At 45.6% G+C, this 19,974-nt stretch carries 10 protein-coding genes; 8 read left to right on the top strand and 2 right to left on the bottom strand.

All coding sequences use genetic code 11. The annotated features are described in order from the left end of the window. On the top strand, nucleotides 1-589 hold a 589-nt coding region (locus E1163_RS30750), incomplete at its 5' end, for a hypothetical protein (RefSeq protein ID WP_221418086.1). A 407-nt stretch (nucleotides 590-996) separates the two neighbouring features. After that, nucleotides 997-3,402 carry a TonB-dependent receptor gene (locus E1163_RS26450; protein ID WP_155176099.1) on the top strand — a complete coding sequence of 802 codons (2,406 nt, stop codon included), beginning with the start codon at nucleotides 997-999 and terminating at the stop codon, nucleotides 3,400-3,402. 129 nt (nucleotides 3,403-3,531) lie between these two features. Here E1163_RS26450 and E1163_RS26445 read toward each other — a convergent pair whose 3' ends face one another. Continuing rightward, the gene (locus E1163_RS26445; protein ID WP_155176097.1) at nucleotides 3,532-4,677 is read right to left on the bottom strand and encodes a PQQ-dependent sugar dehydrogenase; all 1,146 of its coding nucleotides are present in this window, start codon (nucleotides 4,675-4,677) and stop codon (nucleotides 3,532-3,534) included. A gap of 343 nt (nucleotides 4,678-5,020) precedes the next feature. On the opposite strand from E1163_RS26445, the gene E1163_RS26440 reads away from it, so the two are divergent. Further along, nucleotides 5,021-7,129: a cation:proton antiporter gene (locus E1163_RS26440; RefSeq protein WP_155176095.1), complete on the top strand. Its 2,109-nt coding sequence runs from the start codon at nucleotides 5,021-5,023 to the stop codon at nucleotides 7,127-7,129. A gap of 133 nt (nucleotides 7,130-7,262) precedes the next feature. Here E1163_RS26440 and E1163_RS26435 read toward each other — a convergent pair whose 3' ends face one another. After that, nucleotides 7,263-9,605, bottom strand: coding sequence for an OmpA family protein (locus E1163_RS26435; RefSeq protein ID WP_155176093.1), 2,343 nt, complete (start codon nucleotides 9,603-9,605; stop codon nucleotides 7,263-7,265). Between the two features lie 273 nt (nucleotides 9,606-9,878). On the opposite strand from E1163_RS26435, the gene E1163_RS26430 reads away from it, so the two are divergent. The 5 genes from E1163_RS26430 to E1163_RS26410 are packed head-to-tail and all read left to right on the top strand — an operon-like array spanning nucleotide 9,879 to nucleotide 19,954. Further along, nucleotides 9,879-13,040, top strand: coding sequence for a hypothetical protein (locus E1163_RS26430; RefSeq protein WP_155176091.1), 3,162 nt, complete (start codon nucleotides 9,879-9,881; stop codon nucleotides 13,038-13,040). Between the two features lie 7 nt (nucleotides 13,041-13,047). Beyond that, nucleotides 13,048-14,505 (top strand): DUF4062 domain-containing protein, encoded by a 1,458-nt coding sequence (locus tag E1163_RS26425; protein ID WP_155176089.1) that lies wholly within the window; start codon nucleotides 13,048-13,050, stop codon nucleotides 14,503-14,505. Between the two features lie 4 nt (nucleotides 14,506-14,509). Beyond that, nucleotides 14,510-17,674 carry an nSTAND1 domain-containing NTPase gene (locus tag E1163_RS26420; RefSeq protein WP_155176087.1) on the top strand — a complete coding sequence of 1,055 codons (3,165 nt, stop codon included), beginning with the start codon at nucleotides 14,510-14,512 and terminating at the stop codon, nucleotides 17,672-17,674. Between the two features lie 4 nt (nucleotides 17,675-17,678). Next, entirely contained in the window at nucleotides 17,679-18,716 is a 1,038-nt protein-coding gene (locus E1163_RS26415; RefSeq protein ID WP_185156224.1) for a porin family protein, read from the top strand. 5 nt (nucleotides 18,717-18,721) lie between these two features. After that, a complete protein-coding gene (locus E1163_RS26410; protein ID WP_155176082.1) occupies nucleotides 18,722-19,954 on the top strand; it encodes a hypothetical protein in 1,233 nt (410 codons plus the stop codon). Nucleotides 19,955-19,974: the final 20 nt, after the last annotated feature.

Genomic DNA, 19,974 nt, shown 5'->3' with positions numbered 1-19,974 from the left:
ACTTTCCTCATTATTAATCAATCAATTATACTTATCTTGCATCTTTAAAACAGATGCGTTGAAACGACAGTTACCTGCCATAGTGCTTCTTCTATGTATGACGGCCCCGTTTTTGGGAACCTTCACATGGCTGAGCTATGAAAAAAAACAGGTACGCAGGGTATTAAAAAAGCAGCTCATAGCAGGTATAGACAGAAATGACCTGGTGCTTCTGAAATTCACACCCGAAGAAAGCAGCAAACTGCGCTGGGAACATGACAAAGAATTTGAATACAACAATCAAATGTATGATGTTGTAAGCCAGGAGGTAATGGACGGAGTAATCCACTACTGGTGCTGGTGGGACCATGAAGAAACACAACTCAACAAAAAACTCCAAAACCTGCTGGCCAACGTCCTGGGTGGCGACATGGAGCGAAAAGAAAAGAAAGACAACACCCTCCGCTTTTATAGCTCACTGTACTGCTCACCGCTCAATGCACTATCATTTCAATCTATTGAAAAGGATATAGAAAATAACTGGGTTTATATCGCAACGGCATCTTTGTATGCCCTGGCACCTCCAAATCCACCTCCCCAAACAGCCTGATTGTATGCTAAAGTGCTTCTGATATTTCCACTGTAGCAGTGGTTTGCTGAAGCTATTTCAAAAGCAGCTAATGCATGAATTTAGGGAACAAACGTAAAACCTGCGGAGTAAATGGACTGGAAAGTAAAGCAAGTAATGTAAAACTTGCCACTAAAATCAGTAAACCGCGCTTATGGTTATTATTATACCGAGTTGCCTACTGCTTTTGCCGATTGCTGATTGACAACTGTCTGTCAGCAAAGAGGTGAAAATTTAGGGTCTCCCCCAGAAATTCCGCTTGATCCGAATTTAGCCATGCTGTTAACGTATGCCTTTCATCTCAGGTGCTCAGCCCTCTGGGTCGTGCTCCTGTTCTCGAAGTGAAGTTTGAATGGCATCATGAATTTTTATCTACCCAAAACATTACAATGAAAAAGTTAATTTTCTTGTGTTTGTTACTGGGTGCGTCATACTATGGATACACCCAGGTAATAACCATTAAAGACCAAAAAACCGGCGAGCCTCTGGAGATGGTCGCCATTATGAGTAAACAACCCAAAGCCTATGCCACTACCAATGCAGACGGGAAGGCAGACATTTCTTCATTTAAAGGTGCGGAAAAGATCGTGATCCACCTGCTGGGCTATAAAAGGGAAACAAAAAGTTATGAACAACTACAAAACGAATCATTCAATTTAAACCTCGCTCATTCGGAGTTCACCATGGACGAAGTGGTGGTATCAGCCACCCGGTGGAACCAGTCGGCATCGGAAGTGCCGTCAAAAATAATTGCCATCTCGCAGGAAGAAGTGGCCTTACAAAACCCACAGACCGCTGCCGACCTGCTGAATATATCAGGCAAGGTATTCATCCAAAAGAGCCAGCAAGGTGGTGGTAGCCCTATGATCCGTGGCTTCGCCACCAACAGGCTATTGTACACCGTTGACGGCGTAAGGATGAACACGGCCATATTCCGCGGCGGCAACCTGCAAAATGTCATTTCACTGGATCCCTTTGCCATAGAGAATGCCGAAGTGCTTTTTGGCCCCGGGTCGATCATTTACGGTAGCGATGCTATCGGTGGTGTAATGAGTTTTCAGACCATTGCCCCACAGTTTTCAACGTCAGACAAGCCCTTGCTTACGGGCAAGGCGGTAACCAGGTATTCCTCTGCCAACAATGAGAAAACAGGTCATTTTGATATCAATGTAGGCTGGAAAAAATGGGCATCAGTAACCAGTATCAGCTCCAACAACTATGGAGACCTGCGCATGGGCAGCCATGGGCCCGATGAGTACCTGCGCCCATTTTATGTACAGCGGCAGGACAGCATGGATGTGGTAATCACCAACGATGACCCTCAGCTTCAGGTGCCTTCCGGTTATACACAAATCAACATGATGCAAAAATTGCGATATAAGCCCAACGACAAATGGGATTTTGAATATGGGCTTCATTACTCCGAAACTTCTGATTATGCCCGCTACGACAGGCACATCCGATATAGGAACGGCCTTCCACGCTATGGCGAATGGAGCTATGGGCCACAAAAGTGGCTGATGAGCAACCTGAGCATCAGCTATGCAGGAACTTCCGCACTGTTTGACCAGGCCACCCTGAGGCTTGCTCAGCAATCTTTTGAAGAAAGCAGGATCAGCCGTAATTTCAACGACCCGCTGCGTGAAACGCGTATTGAAGAAGTAGAGGCGTATTCAACAAACCTGGACTTTATTAAATCCATCGGCAGCAAAACCCGGTTGTTTTACGGAATTGAATTGGTAGAAAATGAGGTAACCTCCACAGGCATCAATGAAGACATATCCACAGGCACCCGCACGCCCGGGCCTTCAAGATACCCACAGGCCACTTGGGCATCGTATGGGGTATATGCTTCCAGCCAGTTTGACCTGTCCGATGAGCTGCTTTTGCAGGCAGGTTTAAGGTACAACCAGGTTAAAATTGATGCCTCATTCGATACGGACTTCTATCCTTTTCCCTTTTCCGAAGCAGAACTGGACAATGGTGCTTTGACCGGTAGTATCGGAACGGTTTACCGCCCTTCAAACACCGTGGTGATCAGTCTGAATGCTGCCACGGCCTTCCGCTCTCCCAATGTGGATGACATGGGCAAAGTCTTCGATTCGGAGCCCGGCTCGGTAGTAGTTCCTAACCCTGACCTTGACCCCGAATATGCTTACAACCTCGATCTGGGCATCGCTAAAACCTTTGATGACCTGCTCAAAATTGATGTTAGCGCTTACTATACCAGCTTGCAGAATGCTCTCACCCGCCGCGATTACACCCTGGGCGGAGAGGACAGCATCATGTATGACGGCTCCCTTAGCCAGGTACAGGCGATCCAAAATGCCGCTACAGCCCATGTTTACGGCATACAGGCCGGCTTCAAGCTCAACCTGCCCGATGGGTTTGAGTTATCTTCTGATTTCAGCTACCAGAAAGGCACCGAAGAACTGGACAATGGAGAGGAAAGCCCTTCAAGACATGCTGCTCCCTGGTTTGGAGTAACGAGGCTCACTTACCAGTATGACAAACTCAACATGCAACTTTACACCAACTACAGTGGCAAAAGGGAATTTGACGACATGCCGGAAGAGGAAAAAGGAAAAACTGAGATCTATGCCATTGATGACGACGGCAACCCATATTCCCCGGGATGGTACACATTAAACTTCAAGGCCAACTATGCATTTACTGACCACCTGTCCATAAGTGCAGGCCTCGAAAACATTACCGATCAAAGGTACCGCCCCTACAGTTCTGGCATTGTTGCGCCGGGAAGAAATTTCATTCTCTCTCTCAGGGCCAACTTTTAACCGCTTTCAGAATCCCACCGCCATACTGGTGGGATTCTTTTTTGGTGCTATTGAGCCCATTGTTATTTTATGCCAGTTTGCCAACTGCTTTTGCCAATTGGCTATTTACTATTAATGTCTCCCAAAAGATCAGTTTGCCCTGGTAAGCCTCCACACATTTCCATTGCCCTGGTCTGTTAGTACATAAACAGAGCCATCCGGTGCCTGCTCCACATCACGGATCCGGGCACCCAGGTCTATCCGCTCCACTTCTTTTGCCTGACCTCCGTTCACGGTTACCCTTACGACACCTTTGGCCGTGAGACCACCTATGAGGGCACTACCCTTCCACTGGGAAAACATATCTCCGGTATAAAAGCGCATACCAGAAGGTGAAATTACTGGTGTCCAATGGATCAGGGCATCTGCAAAACCGGGCTTCGTGGGTGGGTCAGGTATGTCAGTACCATCATAATTTTCGCCCCAACTCACTACAGGCCATCCATAATTTTCAGCTTTCACCGGTTGGTTTAGTTCATCACCTCCCTTCGGCCCCATTTCTGCTATCCAAAGTTTGCCTGTTGCAGGATCAATATCAGCACTTTCTATGTTTCGGTGCCCGTAAGACCAGATCTCACTCCTGGCATTTTCCTGATCAACAAATGGATTATTGTCCGGCACCGATCCATCTTTATTAATGCGCACAATGGTGCCCAAATGATTGGAAAGGTCCTGCGCAGGATCAAATTTGAAACGCTCACCCATAGTAAGGAAGAAGCTGTTATTGCTGTCAAAAACTATCCTTCCACCAAAGTGGTTTTCACCATCCACTTTAGGCTCCTGCCTGAAAAGCACCTCAAAGCCGGTAATGGCATTTCCTTCAAGTTTACCTCTGCCTACCGCCGTGGAGGCCGTATTATTGTCACCGGGTTCGGCATAAGAAAGATACACATACTTATTGCTGGCATACTCAGGGTCAAGCGCTACATCCAAAAGTCCCCCCTGTCCTCTGGCGAATACTTCGGGCACGCCCTCCAGCGGATCGGAAAGCGTATTGTCTTTATTTAAAATGCGCAGGTCGCCGGAGCGCTCGGTTACCAGCAAGCGGCCATCGGGCAGAAAGGCCATTCCCCAGGGATGGTCGAGGCCACCTGTCAGGTTTTCCACTTTCACTTGTCCTGCTTCGGTTTGCACCTGGTCCTGCGAGCACGCGGAACCGAAAAAAAGAGCGAATATCAAAACTATTGATACGTACTGCAACAAGTGCAGCAACCATTGTTTGCCGGGCTTCTTCATAGGTCTTTATCTATTTAAAATGATCTAAATCCTTTTTGAAAATGCTACCACTTAAACAAAGCCCCGACGGTTAAGTTTTGAATTAAAACAAAAAGGCTGCTAGTCCATACCTTTATAACTTTATAACCTTTCAGGCTATCTCTGCCCAAAACTTTGCCGATCATCTTACGTTTTAAGTAATGCACAATGCCTTTGATAAGCTTCCATTTTAACGGTTAAGAAACAATTTCAAATTTCTTCTGTTTTTAGGGAAATAAGCTGCCAATCAAGGTGAGTGGCCTTATTGAACATAGTAGATCCTGAGGGTGGAACCCTCCTGAAGTAGAAATTAAATTATGCTGATATGGGGGTTTTTGATCACTTGCTACAAGAGTTTGAACTGCCGCTTACCGGTGCTGTTCCCATATTTTCTTTAATACTCTTTATCATCCTTTTATCCCCCATTCTTCTAAAAAAAATAAAGGTACCGGGAATAATAGGCTTGATCATTTCAGGGGTGATCATAGGGCCTAACGGGCTGAACATCCTGGAGCAAAATTCCGCCGTCAATTTATTTTCAACCATAGGGTTACTCTATATCATGTTTATTGCAGGCATTGAACTCGACATCTATGAGTTCAAACGAAACAAATACAAAAGCCTGGGATTTGGCTTTTTCACTTTTATAATCCCCCTATCCCTGGGCATCCCGGTTTGTCATTATTTACTTGGGTATAACTGGACGGCCAGCCTGCTTATTGCCAGCATGTTTGCTACGCACACGCTGGTGTCATACCCCATTGTTGCCAAATTCGGAATATCAAGAAACCAGGCCGTAGCAGTGACTGTTGGCGGCACTATACTCACCGATACAGCCGTGCTCATTCTGCTCGCTGTAATTATTGGTTCGGTAGAAGGTGGGCTAAACCCTCAGTTCTGGCTAAACCTGATTATATCCCTGGCTATATTTTTATCCATTATATTTTTCATAATCCCCAAAATAGCCAAATGGTTTTTCCTACATCTCGGAGAAGACAAGACCTCCCATTATGTACTCATTCTGTCCCTGGTATTTCTATCTGCATTTCTGGCTGAGATCTCCGGGGTGGAACCTATAATCGGAGCATTCATGGCCGGGCTGGCCCTAAACAGGCTTATTCCCCACTCATCGACCCTCATGAACAGGCTGGAATTTGTGGGCAATGCCATATTTATACCATTCTTCCTGATCAGTGTGGGCATGCTGGTAGACCTGAAAATCCTTTTTCAGGGTTCAACGGCTATCATTGTGGCTGTTACGCTCTCAATAGTGGCTTTGGTGGGGAAATATGGTGCTGCCCTGGTAACTCAAAAAATTTACAAGTACTCGGCCAGTCAGCGAAAGTTGATATTTGGATTGAGCAGTGCCCACGCGGCTGCTACGCTGGCGGTAATATTGGTAGGCTACAGGGCAAACATCATTGACGAAAACATACTGAACGGAACGGTTATCCTGATCCTGATTACGTGTGTAGTCGCTTCATTTGCCACTGAAAGTGCTTCAAAAAAGATTTTCCACGAACAAAGGATCATGAAAAGTGAAGAAACCGAACCCCTTGTCCATGAAGAAAACATCATCATACCCATTGCCAATTTTGACAACCTGGAGACACTGGTAGACCTTGTTGTTTTATTGAAAAGCAAACAGCGTCCTTCTGTTATGCACATTCTTTCCGTAGTAAAGTATGATGATGAAGCTGAAAAGAACATGCAAAAAATAAAGCGTGACCTCAATTATTTTGTGCGGTATGCCGCTGCCTCAGAAACGAACCTCAAGACAGTGGTAACTTTTGATGTGAATTCAGCCAATGGCATCATCAGGATCAGCCGGGAGATCATGGCTGATATATTTGTTATGGGCTGGCCAAAAACCCGGACATTCTTAAGCAGGGTATTTAACCATACTATCGAAAGCATAATAAACTCTACCGATAAAACGATCCTGTTTTGCAATATTCATGGTACGCTCAACACCACCCGGCAAATTAAGGTACTCTGCCCTACACAATCGGAGCTTGAGCCGGGATTTCAACAATGGCTGACCAAAGTCAGGTTGTTATCATCAGAACTGCGAGCAAAACTTTTATTTTTCTGCAACGGGCAAACTCAGGCTGCCATTAACGGTTTGATAAAAAAGAAAAGCCCGCCTGTCTCCTACTCATCATTTGTTGATATGAAAGACTTCCTGGTATTATCAAAAGATATCAATGCTGACGATCTTTTTATTGTTATTTCAAGCCGTGAAGGCGGAGTATCTTATCAACCGGAGCTGAAGCACGTCCCCAAAAAGCTCAATAAATATTTTACAGACCTCAACCTTATATTAATATACCCGGCCACTAAATCGGATGAAGCGGACCGGGTACAAGAATATAAATCACCGAATGTAAGTAGTGAGAACCACGAGCAGATGGAAACCATGGAGCAAACGTAAAACCGGTGGAGTAAATACGAGTTGCCTACTGCTTTTGCCGATTGCTGATTAACTACTGTCTGTCAGCAAAGAGGTGCAAATTTAGGCTCTCCCCAGAAATTCCGCTTGATCCGAAACCATCTCCTCCTAAGCTCTACTTCACCTCCCTGCCGTGCTCATTGAGATCAACGATCTGGATCTCAACACGGCGGCTTTCCTCCTTATTGGAGCTTTCTGCCTTTGTAGCACCATAACCTTTAGCTATTATCCTCCTTCTTACCACTCCTTTGTGGTTAATGTAGTCAAGCACGGCAATGGCCCTCTTGTTGGACAGCTCCCGGTTAAATTTCTCATCTCCTTCTGCGGAAGCATAGCCTGAGATCTGTACTCCCAGTTCAGGATATTTTTTCAGGGTTGCAAGGATCTCGTTAAGCTTATCATGGTATGTAGGTTGCAACTCGCTCTTGGCCACATCAAAGTAGACCTTCACTACATCTTTAAGCAAAGCAGGGTCATAATTGGTCGACCTTTCCTTTTTCCGCATCTTTTGCTTTTCCGCCTCTTCCGTCACGTACATAGTAGGTAATGAAAATATGGTCTTACCATTGACTTCTTTCTGTTCAAACTTGCTTTCGTCGCTCTCATCATAATAATAAACCCGTGTAGCGGCTTCTACAGCTTCTGCTTCATCGAAACTCACATCTTCAATCGGATTTTTCATGTTGATAAGGCTCACCAGGTAGTCGATACCTGCCTGGTCTTCCGCCTCTATCAGGTCGTTCATTAGGTCGTACATATCTATACTGTCGCTTTTCACCAGTGTAGCCTCATGGGTTTTCCTGATATCGGTAACAGCATCTTCATGGGTATCGTAGAAGGCGTTTTTCACCTCTACCTCCTGGCCTACTACCACCTCAAACTGCTTGATGGTTTTCAGGTAAATCTTCTGGTACAATTCGTAAAAGTAAGTCTGTCCGGGGATGTTTATATTCAGGGTATAAGGTAAAAACCCTTCCGACTCGATGATCATGTCATAATTTTTTGCAGGAGGCAGAATGATCAGGTAGTTACCGGTTTTGGGGTCAGGCTGGTATACGAAATCAAGCTTTTTACCTGACTCCACATCCACCACATAAATAGTAGTAGGCAAAGGCTCGTTAGTCTCCCCGTTCAGGATCTTTCCTTTGATCATGGTCAGGGGTATATTGGCTTCCTCCTCGGGCATATTGATTGAATATATGTCCTGTCCGCCTTGTCCGCCTTTTCTGTCAGATGAGAAATAGCCCTTTCTTCCATCGGCCGTCAGAGTGAAATAATTATCATTGGCAGTGGTATTAATAGGGTAACCCATGTTTTCAGGGGTAGTCCACTTGTTGTTAAATAAGCGGGTAACAAAAATATCCCTGCCGCCTATAGTGTTGTGCCCGTCAGAAGTAAAAAATAGTGTCCACTGATCAGGATGGATAAAAGGCGCATCTTCATTGTATTTAGTGTTTACTTCGGGGCCTATGTTCACCGGCTCGCCCCATTCACCATTTTCACCCTTCACCGATTTGTAGATATCAAGGCCTCCATAGCCTCCGGGCCTGTTGCTTGCGAAATACAACGTCTTTCCATCAGGTGTAATACTGGCCGTAGTTTCCACATAAGACCTCGTATTTACTTTGTTACCCATAGTTACCGGGGTTGACCAATCATCTCCTGATTTATCAATAGTATACAGGTCACCCGCTCCACCGGCACCGCCGATGAAGATCAGCATTTTATGACCATCAGCAGAAATTCCTGCCGTACCCACGTTATAACTCGAAGCTATTTTTATGGGTTTAGGCTGCGACCAGTTCCCGGAGCTATTGTAAGAAATATATACCTCTTCAATAAATTTATCACTGGATCTCGTTTTTCCGGTATTCGGCCGAAGGGCAGTGAATGCCATCACACTTTCATCTGCAGATACTACAGGATTGTACTCTGTATATTGCGAATTGATCACGGAGCCAAAGTTCATGATCTCGATGGCCTTAGGGCTGCTCATCATAGCCAGGGCATTGTTGGCAACTTCCAGGGCACGGTCGACCCTTTCAATTTCACCCTGGTCACCTTTGAGCGTTCCTTTGTACTTGCCGTAATACTCCAGTGCTTTCTCAATTTGTTCATTTTTGTGGTAAGCCTCAGCAAGATCAAAATATACACGTGCCGGCAACTGATCCATCCCGGAGGCTATAGCTTTCTCAAAATACGGGATGGCTTTTATCTGGTCATCGATTTCAAACATGTTCTGATAACTGACAGCCGTGCGGTAATAGACCATGGGGTCCTGAACCCCGGCTTCTATAGCTTCCAGGTATAAGGAGAGCGCCTCTTTGTAGTTCCTTATTTGAAAATATTTGTCAGCATCGTATACTTTTTTATCTATATTCTGACCATATAAGGCCGTTATACTCACCAGCATAAACAGTGCTAATAGTAAGGTTATTGATGATCTTTTTCTTTCCATTCCTCTCAATTGTATTTCAATTTTTAAAAAATTAAGCAATATCTATGGGGTTTCAACATACAAATTTAAACATTTCTATTACATGTATTTCCATTATTTTTATCATTACCGGTCCGATTATACATTTTATGACCAAAAAGAATTGTAATTTCGCCCGTAAAGTAATGGTTATCAATTAATGATAGTCTCCCCCATAACTATTCATTTTTTACATGGTTGCTCTTCCATTCTAATTATTAAATATTAAATTGTAATTTATTTTAGGAAGGTAGTATGGGCTTTAATAAAAAGATCCTTGGGATTTTAAATATAGAAGAAACTGATTCCGCCAAGATATTCTTACTGCTTGGCATGGGTTTTTTCATCGGTATTTTCCTCGCTACATTAGACGTGGGAGCATCCACGCTATTCCTTAATAATTTCGACGAAAAAGAAGAACTTCCTCTGGCAATCCTCCTTTCAGGTATACTGGGCATCATCACAACCGCTATATACAACTATTTTCAGAGTAGAGTTCCCTTTCAAAAGCTGGCCATAGCTTCTTTGCTCCTGATCACCTTGATACTGGCCGGTGTGGAGTATGGCTTCAGGACCACGGAAGACCCTTTGCCTCTGTATTTCTTTGCTTTTACATTCATTGTCCCCTCAAACTTTATTGTGTTGCTTATTTTCTGGGGCTCATTCGGCCGGATGTTTAACCTGAGGCAGGCCAAAAGGGTGATCGGCAGTGTGGATACAGGCCAGCTACTGGCATCCATCATCGCTTTGTTTTCTATCCCTTTCATGCTCAAATACATCACCACACAAGAGCTGCTGTTTGTCAGCCTGGTGAGTATTGTGGGTAACCTGGGTATGTTCTTCATCATCAAACAAAAAAGGCTCTTTACCAAAAAAGGACACGAAAAAGCACAGCGGATAAACTACCGCATGATCATCAAAGACAAATACATCGGGCTGATGTCCCTCTTTGTGATCATTTCGATGATTGCAGTGAACTTCGTTGACTACTCGTTCCTGAACGTAACCACCACCCAATTCAATGAAAAAGAGCTGCCTAAGTTTTTGAGTTACTTCGAAGCCACAGTAGTAATATTCAGTTTCCTCTTCCAGACCTTTGTTACCGATAAGATCATCGCCATTTATGGACTGAAAGTTTCTCTACTGATCAATCCGCTGCTGATTTCCATTTTTACCCTTCTGGCGATCCCCATTGGCTATACCTTTGGTTACTCGGGAGTTAGCGAAACCTTTGTGATCTTCTTCGTGATCATATCCATGAGCAAACTGTTCATAGCGTCCCTGAAAGATGCACTTGACGGGCCTGCATTTAAACTGTACTTCCTGCCCATTGACGGAGAAGTACGCTTCGATGTGCAAACCAAGATAGAGGGTGTTATCACTGCTTTTGCCGGGCTTATTGCCGGGGGTCTGATCATCCTGATCAACAATGTAAAGGTCTTCAGCCTGATCCACGTCACCATATTTACCCTCCCGATACTGGCCGTCTGGTATTTTATAACCAGGAAAATGCACCATAACTATAAAGATACACTCCAATCTACACTGATAAAGAATAAAGGAAAACACGTCAGCCAGAAAGAATACTCGCTCAACAAAGTGCTTGAAAATGAGATCAACAGTAAGGCTGACGAAAGTGTGATCTACGGGCTAAAGCTCATGGAAAAACTTGAACCTGCCCTCTTCGAATCATCCATCATCAGGCTTACCGAAAGTGATTCGAAAAAGATCAAAGCCTATGCTACTGAAAAGCTAAAAACCCTCGACATAGAATTTGACAGGAATACGGAACTTCACCAACTGGCCAAAAAAGCTGCTGATGCCTCCGAAGACTCTGAGGTGATCTCAGTACCTGCCAATAAACTGACCAAGCTCAGCAAGTCCATCAAAACCACCGACCGGATACTGGCTGCAAAGCTGCTCCGCAGGCTCATCACTGACCGGAATATTTTTGTATTGCTGGAACTGTTAAGGGACATCGATCCCCGGGTAAAGATGGAGGCTATCATTACAGCCAGGAAGGTAAAACGGCCTGAAACCTGGACGATACTTATAGAACTGCTAGACTCCCACACGTACAGCAATGCCGCGGCCTCTGCCTTGTGCGAAAGTGGCGAAGCCGTACTGTTTGTTCTGGAAAGTGCCTTCCATAAATCCGGCCAAAGCGACCAGGTAATGCTCAAAATCGTGCAGATCATGGGCAGGATCGGCGGACCCAAAGCCATAGAACTGCTCTGGAAAAAAATTGAATATCCGGACAAAAGAATAGTTAAGCAAATTTTGCTTTCCTTCCGGTATTACAACTATCAGGCTCAAAACAGGGAAGTTACCAACCTTACCAACCTCCTGGAAAACGAGATTGGGAAGGCCATCTGGAACCTGGCAGCCCTGATCGAGATCCCCGGAAATGAGGCACGCTTCGAACCGCTCAGAAATGCCCTTAAAGAGGAAATAAGCAGCAATGAAGATACCATGTACATGATCCTCTCAATCATGTATGACCCTCAGTCAGTGCAGTTGGTGCGCGAAAATGTTGAAGCAGGTACCAGCGACGGCATTGCTTTTGCCATAGAGCTGCTCGATATTTTCCTTGATCCGGAATTGAAGCCAAAACTGTTTCCGTTAATTGACGATATACCTATTCACGATAAAGTACACCAGCTTCAACCACACTTTCCAAGGGAAGATTATAACCTTATACAGGTATTGAATTTTATCCTCAATAAAAATTATAACCAGATCAACCGGTGGACAAAAGCATGTGCAATCCATAGCCTGGTCTACCTCCCGGAGTTCAGGATAAGCAAGGGCTTAATTGCCCAGCTATTCAATAAGGACAGGCTGCTGGCCGAAGTTGCGGGCTGGGTTATGTATCATAAAGACCGGCAGGCATTCGAAAAAATATCGGAGCGCCTCCCTGCCAAAACGCAGAAGTTCATTTATGACTCGATTGAAAACAACCGGTTGCAGGAAGGCATGAAAGACGGGTTCTTTCTGGCCATTGAGATGGTAATGTTCCTCAAGAGCCTGCCCGTATTCCATAATATAAAAGGTGTATTGCTCTGCGACCTGGTGGACAAGATGCATACCTCACATCTGAAACCAGGCCAGTCGCTACCCATATTAAGTGCGGAAGATGAAGAAATTATCATCGTTGCCCACGGTGAGGCATTGATCATGGATGGGGAAAGGGATGTGCAACGGTTGAAGACCGGAGAAGTTTTCGGACAAATTTTCAGCGCGAGCGAACGTATTGAAGCAACTCACGTATTGGCATTTGGAGATGCGGTGATCTTTCACCTTTCCATATACAACTTTTATAATGTTATGGCCAACCACCACGAGCTGGCCCAAGGCCTCATTAAAAATATTAATTATAATCATCAACAGTCTTATTCACTAAACCAGGAAAATTAAAGTCCATATGACCTTTAAGATTGACATACTAATAATTTACGCCGATGCGGATAACCAGCCGAATGATCATGGAAAAGGATGGGTTACCGAGTTTAAAAGGTTCCTGGAATTAATGCTCATACAAGTGCTGGGCGAAAAGCCCAACATATTGCTCAAGTCAGAGCACGACAGTGTAACAGCTTCGGACATGAAGGAAGTAGGCACTTTGATACCCGTTATGTCACCGGCTTTTATTGAATCCGGCGAGTGCCTGGATACGTTGGAAGACTTCTATAAAACTGTGAGTACCGAACAGCAGCGGGTATTCAAGGTCATTAAAAAACCTTTGACCATTGAAGAGCAGCCTCCAAAACTAAGGGATTTGATAGGCTTCAATTTGTACAATATCAACATGGACTCCGGTGAGGCTACCGACTACGAAGATTTCTTCACGCTGGAAGCAGAACAGGATTTTTGGATGAAAATGGTTGACCTGGCCTATGATATTCACGAATGCCTGATCCTCCTCAAGCAAAAAGACTCCATAACAGGCATTAAGCCCATCTTTTCCCGCAGGTCCATTTACCTGGCAGAAACAGGCCATGACCTGACGATCCAACGCAACATCATCAAAAGGGAACTGCAGAGGCATGGCTACAAAGTACTCCCCGACCGCAACCTACCGCTCAACATCAACAAGTTAAAAAGTGAAATAAAGCGGGAAATAGAAGAAAGCAGTTTATCCATACACCTGATCGGCAGCTCCTATGGAGAGATCCCGGAAGGCTCTGACCGGTCCATTGTAGATATTCAAAACCAACTTGCAGCCGAAAAGAGTTCGGCCCTCAAGGACAAATCTGAGTTTTCCAGACTGATATGGATCTCCCCGAGGCTGCAAAATGCCAGTGAAAAGCAGCTCGCCTTTATTGAGAGCATCAAAAGGGACCTTTCCTCCACCGAAGGGGCCGAAATATTGCAAACACCCCTGGAAGATTTTAAGAACATAGTAAGAGAAGAGCTTATAGAAGTAGGTATAGATAAAAAACTTAATCGCAGGGAAACAGGGAAAGCTGAGCAAAATGGCAAGGCCAGTGTATACGTACTCTATGATAAAACTGATGAAAAAGAGGTGACCCCTGTTAAAAAACTTATTGAGGAATCAGGGTATAACGTTTTGATCCCATCCTTTAAAGGTGAACTGCTGAACCTGAGGCAACATCATATTGCCAACCTGCGTGATTTTGATGCCGCGATAATTTTTCAAAGCAACGTAAATGATCAATGGGTCCGTATGAAACTGCTGGACCTGCTAAAAGCTCCCGGTTTCGGAAGGCGTAAGCCCATTCAGGGCAAAGCCATTATGAGCAAGAAAGACAAGAAGATGGACTGGAGCGCATATAAGAACCATAACATCATGATCATTGACGGCACACAGCAGAACGCCCTCAATGATGTAAAAATATTCCTCGAAGACATTAAAGCGTAGCACGATGAGCGATATCGCCAAAGAGAAATATAGCCTGACCCCACGGTCTACCACCACTTCGGTCAACCCCTTCCCCGGGCTAAGACCGTTTAAAATTGAAGAAAGCCATCTTTTCTTCGGTCGGGAAGGCCAGAGCGACGAAGTGCTCCTGAAACTTTCCAAGCACCGCTTTGTAGGAGTTATAGGCCCCTCCGGAAGTGGTAAGTCTTCATTTATATATTGTGGGGTACTCCCTATTCTATATGGCGGTTTCCTGACAGACACCAGCCCTGACTGGGAGGTAATAGTAACCAGGCCGGGAGCAGGCCCTATAGAAAACCTTGCCGAATCCCTGCTCCAGTCAGACCCTACATACCTCGTAGCCGATCCGGAAGACAAGAAGATTAAGAAGACCATTGTAACTACTTTGCTGAAAAGCAGCTCCCTCGGACTGGTTGAGGCCGTACTACAATCGAAAAGAAGCAAAGACAAAAACTACCTGATCCTGGTAGACCAGTTTGAGGAGTTGTTCCGTTTCAAAGACAGCTCCGATGCCGGTACCGTCAATGAAACTCTTGCATTCGTCAACCTGCTGATAGAGGCCATTAACTATGCCGATGTACCTATTTATATTGGCATTACCATGCGGTCAGATTTTATCGGTGACTGTGCCCAGTTCCCCGACCTGACCAAAAAGATCAACGACAGCCACTACCTGATCCCTCAAATGACGCGGGAGCAGAAAAGAAGGGCTATTGAAGGCCCCGTGGCTGTAGGCGGCGCAAACATCACACAACGGCTTACCCAGCAGTTGCTCAATGACCTGGGCGATAACCCTGACCAGCTCCCGATCCTCCAGCACTCCCTGATGCGGACATGGAGCTACTGGAGCAACTACAGGGACTTTGAAGATGAACCGGTCGACATTAAACATTACGAGGCCATTGGCACCATGTCAGAGGCCTTATCGATGCATGCCAACGAAGCCTATGATGAACTGACCGATGACCAAAAACACATTTGCGAATCACTGTTTAAGGCTATCACTGAAAAGCGCGGAGAAAACTTTGGCATCAGAAGGCCTACAAGGCTGGGAGAAATCGCTGCCATCTCGAACGTCTCCGAGCAGGAAGTCATCGATGTTATCGACAAATTCAGGGAACCAGGCCGGTCACTACTTACTCCTGCCCACCATGTAGAGCTAAATTCCAAATCCATCATTGACATTTCGCATGAAAGTTTGATGAGGATCTGGACAAGGCTGAAAAACTGGGTGGATGATGAGGCTGAGGCTGTTCAAATGTACCTGAGGCTTTCCGAAGCCGCCAGCATGTACCAGGTAGGTAAAGCAGGGCTTTGGCGCCCACCGGATCTGCAACTTGCCCTCAACTGGCAGGCAAAACATAAGCCCACGCTCATCTGGGGGCAGCGGTATCATCCTGCATTTGAGAGAACTCTGGTTTTTCTTGAATATTCAAAGAAGGAATTTGAAACCGAGCAGCGTATCAAAGAGCTTCAACAGAAAAGAAGGCTCCGCAATGCCCGGATAACAGCACTTATACTGGCCAGTGCCACGGTAATCTCCATTATGTTCCTGATCTATGCCTTCATTCAAAAAGCCGAGGCTGATTCGGAGCGCTTGAAAGCAGAGCAGAACAAGAATGAAGCCCTGGCACAGGAAAAAATAGCCAAGGCAAACGAGAAACAGGCCACTGCCAATGCCGACCTTGCCAAAAAGGAGCAGGAACGGGCAGAACAGGAAAAAGAAAGGGCAGAAATGCAAAAAGAAAGAGCAGAAGCGGCACTGGTAGAAGCAGAAGAACAACGATTGAGGGCCGAAGCCGGGGAAAACCTGGCCAAAAATAATGAGAAGCTGGCGATTGATGCTCAGAAAATAGCTGAGGACAACGCCATCATTGCCATTGAAAACGAAAAGGCAGCCATTGCTGCCAAGGCCAAAGCGGATCGTCTCAGGTATCTGGCGATAGCCAAGGCCATGGCCATTAAATCTACCCAGATGAGGGACGAGCAGGCCACCCTTAAAGGTTTGCTGGCCCAGCAGGCTTATATTTTCAACACCAAGAATGAGGGAGACCGCTACGACCACGATATTTATGATGGATTGTACGAAGCCTTGAAATCATTGCAGGACCCACTGGTAAAAAGCCTGGGCGGGCATGACAAGGGCATCCGTGCCGTGGTGTCAAACGAAAATGGCAACTACATTTACTCTTCCGATACACAGGGCAAGATCCTGAGGTGGAACCTCAAAGGCGTTAACAGAGTAGCAGACACTTTGAGAAACAGCAAGTCCGGCCGGATCATCAGGACCCTTGCCGTAAGCAGTGACAACAAGTGGCTGGCGGCCGGCGGGGAGTTTGAGAAGGACAGCAAAGGCTCATTCATTGAATTGTTTGACCTGAACAACGTAGGCAGTGCTCCCAAAAAGATCAGTGGTTTTGACGGAGACGTATGGAACCTGCTGTTCACACCTGACAACAAAGGCCTGATTGCTTTGGACAACGAAGGCAAAAGCATAAAATACAGCAACCTGACATCGGTCAGTGAGATTGTGGCCGTACCGTTCAGGCTTAATGATATTGACCTGAGTAGTGACGGTAAATGGCTGGTTGGCGTGGGCAATAACGGTAAAGTAATGCTCTACGATGTCCAAAACAATTACAAAGCTTCCGAGATCTACAGCAACAATACCAGGCTATGGGCTGTAGCCATAAGCCCGGTTGACCATGTAGTGGCCATCGGTGATGAGTCAGGCCTGATCAAGACCTTTAAGCTCTTTTCCAATGAGCCTGCCAAATCATTGATAGGGCACATCTCCCCTATCAACGACATCACCTTCAGTAAAGACAGACGCTTTATTGCCAGCGCCTCAAAGGACAAGACTGTGAGGCTATGGAACAGGGAAAACCTGAATGCCCAGCCTATCACCCTGTCAGACCATCCTACCTGGGTGTGGACTATAGCGTTTAGCCCTGACGATGAGCAGATACTTGCCGGTACCCAGGAGACCGTGGTGAGGGCATGGCCGACCAAAATTGAGACTATGGCCGATAAGATCTGTGATCAGATAGACCGTAACATGAATGATGAAGAATGGAAAACTTATGTGGGAGATGACCCTGACCTGAAATATGAAAGGACTTGTGAAAACCTCCCATCCAACAAGTAAGCGTATGATTAAAATTTTACCACTGGCCGTATTTCTTTGTTTAGCCAGCCTGTACACCACCGCCCAAACCGTTTGTACCCAAACCCTGAGACAGGCCCGGACAGTCTACGATGAAGGCCGCATCCACGAACTGCCTGCCTTACTGGAAAGCTGCCTGAAAAACGGATTTACCGATGATGAAAAAACCGAAGCCTACCGCTTGCTGGTTTTAGCATACCTCTATCTTGATGAAGCAGAAAAAGCTGATGAAGCCATGTTAGCGTTGCTTCGCCATAACAACCAGTTCCAGATCAACCCGCAGGCAGACCCTGCGGAATTTATCAATTTATACAATAGTTTCAGGACCAAACCCATTTTCAGCTATGGCATAAAAGGTGGCGGTAATATCTCCCTGGTCAATGTACTAAGCAACTATGGCGTTCACGACCAGCGCACTACCATGGGGGAATACACTCCTGCTCCCGGATATGTGGTAGGTGGCATGATAGAGGTTATTGTTAGAAAGAACCTGACCTTAAGCGGAGAGCTAACCCTGGCAGGCTATAACCTCGATTACAGCAACAGCTTTTCAAATGTAGATTCTGTAAACCGGTTCATTGAATCGCAGGAAATCACCGAAACGCAAACCTGGTTATCTGTACCCATCACCGTACAATATCAATTTGCCGGTGGGAAGTTTAACCCCTATGTTCTGCTTGGAGGGTCGGCCAACTACCTGTTCTCCTCCTCTTTCAAGGGCGAAACCCAGACCAGTATTGAGAACTTCGAAGGTGCCACTGTTGACCTTACTGACCAACGGAACAAGATCAACTTTTCTGCCATTGCAGGAGCAGGGATAAAAATCAAAGTGGGCAAAAACCACTTCGTTGCAGAGGCAAGGTTTAATTATGGCATTCTTAATCAGGTCAAAGAAGAAAACAGGCTGAGCAATCAGGAGCTGATCTTTGACTACGGCTATGTAGATGATGACTTCAAGCTCAATAGCTTTTCTGTTTCACTTGGTTACCTGTTACCAAAATATAATCCTAAAAAACTCAATTAAGATTGATGAACCGATTTTACAACATACTGATCATAGGCCTTTTAGCCGTTTCCTGTGCCAATGAAGAGGATGTAACGGCAGGTAAGCCTGAAACATTCGTCAAGTATTACGGTGGCATCAACTCCGACATATCCTCGGACATGAAGGAAACCTCAGACGGAAGCTATATCCTCCTGGGGACCACGGTATCGGAAGCCGCCAGTGACGAAGAGGTATCCAAAATAAGATTGATCAAAACAGATGTGGATGGCAATGTGATCTGGGACAGGGCCTATCCTGATAACCAATCAGGAGAAAGTACCAATAACCTGATGGGAAGGGCAGTGATCGAAATCAGCAACGGTTACTTGGTAGTAGGCGACAGTATCTATGAGGAAGATAACCAAGAGCTTACCAACATGTTTCTCCTAACCGTAGATCAGAATGGCAACACCATTGCGGGCAAGAGCATTAGCTTTGACAATGCCTCGCTACATGGCTATGCGGTTACTCTTACAGATCAGGGTAACTACTTCGTACTGGCTACCATCGAAGGCAACACCGCTCCTGAAAATATGTATCTCGCAGAGGTAAGTAGCGCTGATCTCAATGTGGTGTGGAGCCAGACCTATGGCATTGGTGATGACGCCAACATATCAAAAACCATTATTACCGACGAAAACAATAACGTGACCTGGAGTGGTACCACTACCCGCAACGGTGAAAATGACATCAGGATCATCACCACACCTGCAAATTCAAAAAACACCTTTTTCGATGAAACCATAGGCCTTAACAATGGTAAAAATGAGCTGGGCTTCGATATCCGTCGAACACCCTTCGGTTATGCCATTATCGGGTCTACAAATAATACTGCCGCCGGTGATCAGGATATACTGCTGACAAGGGTAAACACAAATGGCAAATTGTTGGGGAGTGTAACTTTTGGAGGATCAAAAAATGACACCGGCGAAGCCATCACGGTAACGGAAGATGGCAGTTTGCTCATACTCGGCTCCACAGACAGCTTTGGCCGGGGCGAACGGGATTTTTATCTGATCAAAACAGACATGTTTGGCAATCCGGTATGGACCGAAAACGAAGGCGTTGACGGGAAGATCTTCGGAAGTGTGAACATGGATACCGGAAGCACTTTGCTTGAGACCTCCACCGGACATATCCTGGTGCTCGGCACCACCGAATTCGGAGACGTAGATACCATGGTACTGATCAAAACTGACGATCAGGGAAACATTTAAAATAAAAAACTCAACCTGGA

Source organism: Fulvivirga kasyanovii (assembly GCF_009711405.1).
GTDB classification, from domain to species: domain Bacteria; phylum Bacteroidota; class Bacteroidia; order Cytophagales; family Cyclobacteriaceae; genus Fulvivirga; species Fulvivirga kasyanovii.
The sequence above is the reverse complement of the archived record's forward strand: the minus strand, read 5'-3'. Positions and strand labels throughout refer to the sequence as shown.

Excerpts from the sequence above, each read along its gene's own strand:
- E1163_RS26450 (WP_155176099.1), top strand. The coding sequence starts at position 997 with ATGAAAAAGTTAATTTTCTTGTGTTTGTTACTGGGTGCGTCATACTAT.
- E1163_RS26445 (WP_155176097.1), bottom strand. The coding sequence starts at position 4,677 with ATGAAGAAGCCCGGCAAACAATGGTTGCTGCACTTGTTGCAGTACGTA.
- E1163_RS26440 (WP_155176095.1), top strand. The coding sequence starts at position 5,021 with ATGGGGGTTTTTGATCACTTGCTACAAGAGTTTGAACTGCCGCTTACC.
- E1163_RS26435 (WP_155176093.1), bottom strand. The coding sequence starts at position 9,605 with ATGGAAAGAAAAAGATCATCAATAACCTTACTATTAGCACTGTTTATG.
- E1163_RS26430 (WP_155176091.1), top strand. The coding sequence starts at position 9,879 with ATGGGCTTTAATAAAAAGATCCTTGGGATTTTAAATATAGAAGAAACT.
- E1163_RS26425 (WP_155176089.1), top strand. The coding sequence starts at position 13,048 with ATGACCTTTAAGATTGACATACTAATAATTTACGCCGATGCGGATAAC.
- E1163_RS26420 (WP_155176087.1), top strand. The coding sequence starts at position 14,510 with ATGAGCGATATCGCCAAAGAGAAATATAGCCTGACCCCACGGTCTACC.
- E1163_RS26415 (WP_185156224.1), top strand. The coding sequence starts at position 17,679 with ATGATTAAAATTTTACCACTGGCCGTATTTCTTTGTTTAGCCAGCCTG.
- E1163_RS26410 (WP_155176082.1), top strand. The coding sequence starts at position 18,722 with ATGAACCGATTTTACAACATACTGATCATAGGCCTTTTAGCCGTTTCC.